1 protein-coding gene is annotated in these 386 nt (G+C 66.1%); it reads right to left on the minus strand.

The annotated features are described in order from the left end of the window. Positions 1–224, minus strand: a 224-nt coding sequence (locus tag EH240_RS37595; protein ID WP_148101209.1) for a transposase, incomplete at its 3' end; no start/stop codon positions are given. Positions 225–386 lie beyond the last annotated feature (162 nt).

The following is a 386-nucleotide window of genomic DNA, read 5'->3' on the forward strand; positions in this document are numbered from 1 at the left end:
TGCTTGCGCCACGTATAGATCTGCGAAGGAGCTACGCCGAACGCTTGCGCGACCTCGGTCACCGACGACCCCGCCGCGCTCGCAAGGTCGACAAACGCGCGCTTCTCCGCGCAACTCCATAGCCTCCGTTGCCGCGCGCGGCCGGGCATCGCTGCACCATCTTCAGCCTCCGCGGCGCCGCAGTCCTCGGCGACCACATCGCCCTCTGCATGTTCCAATGTCATGGCGCGAAAGCTCCATGTTCATCGGCGTATTGCAAGGTGACTTGGTGCACCGCTTACGGTCAACCTCGCGAGTCCAGCGACGCCCTAGCGCGTGCCACAGCCTCGCGGGCGTTGCGCTCGATCTCACCGAACCGGCCGCCGCGAATGTCGTCGCTGGTGGCT

Source organism: Mesorhizobium tamadayense (genome assembly GCF_003863365.1).
GTDB classification, from domain to species: Bacteria; Pseudomonadota; Alphaproteobacteria; order Rhizobiales; family Rhizobiaceae; genus Mesorhizobium; species Mesorhizobium tamadayense.